Raw genomic sequence first — 7,185 nt, 5'->3', positions numbered from 1 at the left:
CTGGGAACATGCTAAGCCAGCTGCTAACGCCGCCCTCAATATTCCATTGATCGAAAAAACAGGCTTCCTGACAGCGGAGGATATTCGGGTTCATCTGCACTGTTCTAGCTTTTGGGGCTCGAAACGCGGTCTTTTTAACCATGAAGAGCTTGACAGTCTTTCTAACCGGTTAGTTAATCAGGGTGAAGCTGTTTGGATCAACGGTCAAGGCTGGTGGGACGATGCCTTTTTGTTTAACTACATGACGCTACGAGCTGAGCGTCCCCTGTTTAATTTTACCCGTAGTACCGATGGCCAAGAACGTACCGGTAACTGTGCCAATGCCGACCCCTTTGTTGCTGTTGATCAGGTTTTATATAACCAACAGGGGATGAAACCGATTCATCGCATTCATTATATGGGCTATTCATCGACTGACTTTGCCAGACTTTGCCGGGGTGAGGATGTCGATATTCCCTTCAAACACCTCTTTCTGCACTATCGTTTTGCCAGCCAGCCAGAGCAAAGACCATCGATCTTACGCAAACCAAATTTATTGACTCAGACAAGTCGTTCGCTTCAGAAAAAGACTAAACGTTTCTGGTCTTATATAAAACCCTGACTGATAGTCTCCGGTATCGAAACTCGATCTACGGGTATTCTAGTTTCGAGCCAGCCTCTTATCAGTCCAATAGACCGATCACCAGACATTTTCCGTAACCACTGCTAGCGCAGACTCCAGACATTTTCTGTAACGACAGCCGTTAAATAGTTCTCTATGGTTGAATCGTAGGCAAACAAGATAGTTGTTACCTATGTGAATTATCAAGTTCAACCAACGTTGAGAATACTCACCATGTATAATTTCAAGCTGCGTCAGGCTGCGATCTCATTGAGTTTCAGTACCATCAGTGCATTGTTTGTGGGTAGTGCCGATGTCGCGATTGCCACACACAAAGGTATCACGCTCAATAGCTCGTCCCTTGATGGGCATTCCGATAATGGACAGCCCCATAAAGGCATTAGGATGAACAGCACGTCTTTGGATGGACAGGCCGATAAAGGTCTCACTTGTAATGATTAGATTTTTATCGATTCCTGCAGCTGTGGCTGCTCTCCTTTCTGTAGGAATGCCACCCCTATCCATGGCATCACAAACCACGCTGATTGTTGATGGCCAAGAGCGTCCGGTGCCTCCATTTATTACAGGTGATGATGGTAGTGACCTGCCTGTCAGGGTGATGGAACCTGTTTTAGACACCAGTGATCCTCAACAAGAGACCTACCTTTATACGGTGCAATATCAGACTAAAGAGGGACACTGGCAGACTGTTTGCAACCCGACTGCGTCTGGTGGTAAGGCCCAGGCGATTCCTCTCTCTGGTGAGTGGGATGCTACGGCAAGTCACATTGCCAATGAGGCGGTGACCTTTGCCTGTACAGGCGGCACCCTGGCTAAATGTGTTCTCTTAGGCTATCGACCCTGGCAAACGGTTCAAGGCGTAGACATGCGCGATTATCACCAAGCCTGCGTGCGCATGTTGCGGGCTGACTACTGTGGTGATGGCATTAGCTACACCCAGGAAGGCACCATTATCAACCTATATGACCGCCTTAATATTCAGACCTCTGAAGAGGCTGCAGGTCTTGTTTTTGAAGCAGCTTGGGGGCCAGAGGGTGCTGTTGTGATCAACCGCACACGATTTGCGGACAGCTGGAAACAGGTACAACAAACCTGTCCTGAACGATTGAGTCAACACCAGGAAGACGTCAGTAACCCAGAAACTCTGTTTCAAGAACTGCCTCAGATATTGCTGTTAAACGATTCATTTATTAACCCCTAGGAGTATTGACCCATGCAAATGACAACAGCCCCCACAGCTGAACTGGGTTATCTTATTGGCGAACTTGGATGGAATAAAAAACGAGCCAAACTTTTAGTGACGTTATGGGGAACTCTATTACCCCTTAGCCTTATTGCTGTCCTAACTATTATTGGTATTCCTGCTTTTGTTGCTCATCTTTGGTTTGTCCAGCGTAGCTTTCAGCGTTTAAAGAGTTCTCAACCAATTCTAACTCTCTATGAAAAAGGTTTAGTAGATAACCGTCAGAATAAAGCTGTAGTGCTGCACTATGCTGACATTAGAAAAGTCTATATGGCGATTAACACTGTTATGGGACAGCGATTCCATGACTATACGGTCCATACCCAAACCGGTGGGTGTCTCAAATTTGGCATTGAAGTAGCAAGTACAAATCAGCTGGGTGAGGCCATCCAGGAGGGTATGCTTGCGAGTCAATTGCAACGACACCTCTCGGACCTAGAAAATGGAGAATCGATTTCGTTTGATAATCTTTGTCTCAGTGCTAAGGGGCTGACGTTACGTAACAAGCAACTTTCCTGGCAAGATTTTCAGTATGCGAAAATTAATACCCTCAAAACGAGCAAATTTACCGTTAACTGTCTCGATATCCATCAAAAAAATCAAGACAGCTTTTGGGCAAGATTTCACCGTAATAAATTTCCTAATCTCTTTTTGTTTTTTGCGTTGACTGAATACTTTAGCCAATAGGATCAATATCAAGTTCCATACTCCCAGGGCAAATTATTTTGGAGCGGTATCCAGTACCCCATTAGCTGTTGTTCATAGCTATCTCTCATCAGTCGGCCAGTGAGCAGGTTGGGGAGATAGCTGTGCGGCGCGGGGAGGGATGGTTTTTGCCTGCAGTTAAAACAATATCTCCCTCAGCATTAACATCCCAACTCTGGGCCTCTGTAAATAGCGCTGTAGGAGTGTCTGTACTTAAAGTGGGGGAGGCTTCGCTGGCAGTATCTTGAGAACTGGGTGTGTAGAGTTCCTCCCAAAGGGTTTGGGGTGAGATCGCATCTTCTGGTCCTAAAGGAACACCTCCACGACCTGTCGCCACAAAACTAGATACACCCTGGCCAGGATTACAGCGTTGGCTAATGGCCGGTGCACCGGTATCACTGGGTAACCGGGTTGTATCGCGAGTAGGGTCAAGGTCAAGGGTATTAACATTCACCTCGCCGTCGAGATTGGCATTAGAACTAGCGGTAATGTCGTTGCGTACAGGTATTTCATTAGCCTGATTCTCAATACCGTAAACACCTGACGCTGTAATTTGTATGCGTCCTCCCCGCCCTAAGTCTGCATTGGCAGTGATATTGTTATCCTCATCGAACGGACTGACTAAAAAGTTGGTGTCAATGGTGACATTGCCACCGTCGCCCTCAGCTCCAGCAGTTCCTGCGGTTGTAGAAATATTACTGCTATTTCGTAACAGCACCAAATCATCGATCAGAAGAGTGATATTTCCCCCTTGGTTACTAGCGGTTTCTGCAGAAATAGAAGCGTTGTTGTCGAGTATAAGCTGATCTGACACCAACCCAACATTTCCGCCAATACCTGTACCTTGATTTCTGACCCCAATGGTTGCACTGTCACGCAGGGTTATCAGTCTTGGATCGATAAAGATACTGGCTGCATTGCCTGTAGAGCCAACATCAGCTTCTGCAAAAACACCGCTATCCTCACCAATAATAGTCAAACTATCAGTGATATGAGCCTGAATGGATCCCGCATTAGAACTACTGAAGGTCGAGGAAATCAATCGCCCTCCTGTCGTTATCTCCATAGTGTCAGCGTTAACAATAATTTGTCCACCATTTCCTTCACCCTGAGTGAATGATTGAATTCCTGCTGTATTGGACAAGCTTAGTGAACCAGTGTTGATGCTGATTTCTCCTCCGTCTCCAGTTGCATCAAAATAAACTGCGCTCAAAATGCCATCGGCAGGAAAGCCATCTACCCCTTCTAGCGAAATTGACTCACTTGCATTAATGCTAATATTGCCAGCGTTTCCTTTGCCAAACGTACTTGCTCCAATACGACCCCCATTAATGATATCTAAAGAGCGAGCCGTAATCGAGATATTGCCCCCTTCCGGACTGATAGCCGTATCGGCCACTTGAGTATTGATACTACTACTTTGAGTGGTTGCACTTCTTTCAAAACTACCAACGAGCACAATATTATCTCTTGCTTGGATAGTAATACTCCCTGCCTTACCTATACCAAAAGCATTTGAACTAATAAACGCATTATTAGTCAACGACAGTGAACCGGTAGAAATAAAAATGTTGCCTGCATCTCCGATAGGTCTTCTGCCTCTAAAAATATCTGTATTGCTGAATATCCCACTCTCCAGTCCCCTACTACTAAAACCATCCAATGAGGTCATATCACGAACAATGATCTGAATGGTTCCTGCATCACCTTGTCCACGGGAGGTTGCTGATATTTCTCCGCCGTTTCGGATAGTCAATATTCCTGTTGATAAAAAGATACCTCTAGAATTTCCACGTCCTGCAGAATTTACCTGACTAAAGATACCACTACCAAAACCAGAGCTATCTTCTCCTTCTAGTAGAGTAGTTTCGCTAATCGCGATAGTGACTTTTCCCGAATCGCCTTCTCCACTTGTTGAGGCAGAGATAACAGCACCGTTTAGAAGCTCTAGACGATTAGCAGTAATTGAGATATCTCCTGCATCTATCGTCCCATCAAAAGGTACGCGGTTTTCGATGCCGCTGACTTCTTGGGTATTTTCTCCTGCAAATATGACTGTTCCGTCGGCAGTAATATTGACGTTACCTGATTCAATACCTCCTAGGGAAAAAATGACTAACCGAGCGCCGTCAGTCGCTGTTAATGAACCTGTAGTGATTTTAATGTCATTAGCCACCACAGAGTCTTTGAGAATTACCTGTTCACCTGTGTTGATTGTTGTGTTACGGTCCGCGACTATACCAAACAGCCTACCTGCACCGTCACGTACCTGCAGCGTATCCGATGCAGTCAAGGTCATATCTCGCCCTGCTTCTAGACGTCCTTGCAAATCAATATTGTCGGCTACAAGCAATAAATCTTGTCCAACCGTGAGCTGTCCTGCTTGAATAATGTCTGCTGAACGCTCTGACAGCCCCTGCTGGACACCAGGAGTCAGGCTAACGGTAAGCGTAGGCGGTATAGCTGGGTCAACCGCGCTAAAACTACTGCCGTCAGACCACTCAAAGCTTCCTGCCGTACTGGCAGTGAGTGAACCGCTGATATCTAAATGGGAGTCAGGACCAAAGATGATACCGTTGGGGTTGAGCAAGAATAGATCCGCAGTGCCTAATACGCCAAGAGTACCGTCTAGCTGTGAGAGATTTGTGCCAGTAACACGGGTGAAAATCGCTTCGACATCTGCTGGATTTGCAAAGTAAACGCTGTTATCAGCATCAATATTGAAGTCTTGGAAGCTGTGAAACAAAGCTGTGTTTTGTTGGACCCCGCCATCAATACGAGTGCGAATAGCGCTTTCGGATACCACAACTGATGGATTTGCGCCTAAGGAGCCGTCTGGAATGATTTGAGCACTGGATAGCTGAGGAAATACGTAGATGAGAGTGGTTGAGAGCGCAAACCCACACGTTGCCACTAAGGTACTTCCAGCTGCAGACCTTCTGAGTTGACGGGGGTAGGGTTTCATTACATTGAGACCTGAGAGGACTTGGGACTAACGTAATGGACAGTTAAGATGACTGTCAATGGATATTAGCAATCCTCTATGCCCTTAGCCTATTGATTCAGAGAATCATTTAGTAGTACGTTATCATGTTCCAAAATCGCAGCTAAATGGGCATCACTGTAGTAGGAGAGCTTCTTGCTCTTGGATGCAGATGAATTTAGCAAGATGGTGTGGGTCAGTTGTTCTGTTGTTGGCCAACGGCTTATATTTTTGCGATGCTTTTGAACACGCTGGGCTACCGAGCAAATGGCACACATTTGAATGTCCTCCTGAAACTGTGCTTAAACTTTATGGATAATGTAGTAGTAGTTCTGAAAATCATGCTCTAACTGTTTAATGGTGACCTGGGTAAAGCCAGCTTCTTTGAGCATGGATAGGGCTTTTTCTTTACCCCACATGGCTCCTAACCCCATACCCCCCTGGGCCAGGGAAACCGTCATACAGTGCATACAGGAAACGGTGTAGAGAAAAGGGGCGGCGGGATGATCCATATTGCCTGCCACATTGGTAGTGGCGCGGATATCTTGCATCAGGTAGACACCGTCTGGTTTTAAGGCGCGATAAATATTTTTTAGAACAATATCGGGATGGGCCTGATCATGAATGGCATCAAACGTGGTGATCAGGTCATACTGTTCAACGGCATCAAATTGGGTGGCATCTTGTACGTCAAATTGGATATTGGGCAGCGCACGATACTGACTTTCTTTACGGGCAGTTGCGATCGCACTCTCTGATAGATCAATCCCTCGAAACTGACTGTTGGGAAACAGTTTAGCCATTTTGTTGAGGGCACGACCGCTACCGCAGCCCAAATCCAATACTTGAATGCCTTGCTGTAATAAGGACATCAATCCAGGCACGATGGGCAACACATGGTCCATCAAAGCTGACACTGTTGTTTGTCCACTGTCTTCTGCCATCACCGGATGGAAACGCTTAAACTGCTCATAGGGCACACCGCCCCCCTTATAAAAACAGTCAATAATCGGATCTTCCACAGACCCCAGCAGCGGAATATATTGGGCAAATGCGGCAATGTTATCAGGGCTGGCCGCACGGGTCAGAACAGCAGCATGTTCACGGGGTAGGAAATAGGTATCCTGTTCCGTGTCATAGACGATGAAACCTCCTGTCACCATAGCCCCTAGCCATTCCCGCACATAGCGCTCATGTAATCCAGCGGCATCTGCTATCTGCTGGCATGTGGACGGGGGTAGCTCAGCCATCGCATCAAAGAGTTCGGTCCGATGTCCGATGGAGGTCATCAAGGCTAAAGCCGCGCTATTAAGCATGTCCAGCATGCGCTCGGCAAACGCTTCCGTCAGGTCAACTTGAGAAACTGTCATGATGAGTTCTATATAACGAAGATAGTCAAACCTTAGCGAAGCCGACGTTCTATCACCGTTCCCAATGCGTTCCGTACTCAAAGCCATCCAGCTCAATGAGGTTATATGAGGTTTGCCTGCTCGATGTTCCTCACAAATATTCGAGGAAAGGCAAATACCCCACAGTTGTCAAGACCCCTTCTACTTCCAACACCTACCCTTCTAAAAGAGGGCACTTTACAACAGATATCTCATAAAAAGCCTACTGTGTTCAGCCTTTTCA

The 7,185-nt window shown here is 46.4% G+C and carries 5 protein-coding genes and 1 pseudogene; 4 read left to right on the top strand and 2 right to left on the bottom strand.

Annotation, left to right across the window (positions count from 1 at the left end; genetic code table 11):
- From IQ260_RS06070 to IQ260_RS06055, 4 genes and pseudogenes are all read left to right on the top strand, one after another.
- Positions 1-601: pseudogene (locus tag IQ260_RS06070) on the top strand (hypothetical protein); the annotation flags it as partial.
- A gap of 234 nt (positions 602-835) precedes the next feature.
- Positions 836-1,063 carry a hypothetical protein gene (locus tag IQ260_RS06065; protein ID WP_193991818.1) on the top strand — a complete coding sequence of 76 codons (228 nt, stop codon included), beginning with the start codon at positions 836-838 and terminating at the stop codon, positions 1,061-1,063.
- A gap of 61 nt (positions 1,064-1,124) precedes the next feature.
- The gene (locus IQ260_RS06060) at positions 1,125-1,823 is read left to right on the top strand and encodes an ADYC domain-containing protein (protein ID WP_193991816.1); all 699 of its coding nucleotides are present in this window, start codon (positions 1,125-1,127) and stop codon (positions 1,821-1,823) included.
- Between the two features lie 12 nt (positions 1,824-1,835).
- A complete protein-coding gene (locus IQ260_RS06055; RefSeq protein WP_193991814.1) occupies positions 1,836-2,552 on the top strand; it encodes a DUF6585 family protein in 717 nt (238 codons plus the stop codon).
- 88 nt (positions 2,553-2,640) lie between these two features.
- On the opposite strand, the gene IQ260_RS06050 is transcribed toward IQ260_RS06055, so the two are convergent.
- Both IQ260_RS06050 and IQ260_RS06045 read right to left on the bottom strand, forming a co-directional pair.
- Positions 2,641-5,535, bottom strand: coding sequence for a two-partner secretion domain-containing protein (locus IQ260_RS06050; RefSeq protein WP_193991812.1), 2,895 nt, complete (start codon positions 5,533-5,535; stop codon positions 2,641-2,643).
- Between the two features lie 320 nt (positions 5,536-5,855).
- Complete coding sequence (locus IQ260_RS06045) at positions 5,856-6,923, bottom strand: class I SAM-dependent methyltransferase (RefSeq protein ID WP_193991810.1); 1,068 nt, start codon at positions 6,921-6,923, stop codon at positions 5,856-5,858.
- Between the last annotated feature and the right edge of the window lie 262 nt (positions 6,924-7,185).

This window comes from Leptolyngbya cf. ectocarpi LEGE 11479, from assembly GCF_015207065.1.
Taxonomy (GTDB): domain Bacteria; phylum Cyanobacteriota; class Cyanobacteriia; order Phormidesmidales; family Phormidesmidaceae; genus Leptothoe; species Leptothoe ectocarpi.
The sequence above is the reverse complement of the archived record's forward strand: the minus strand, read 5'-3'. Positions and strand labels throughout refer to the sequence as shown.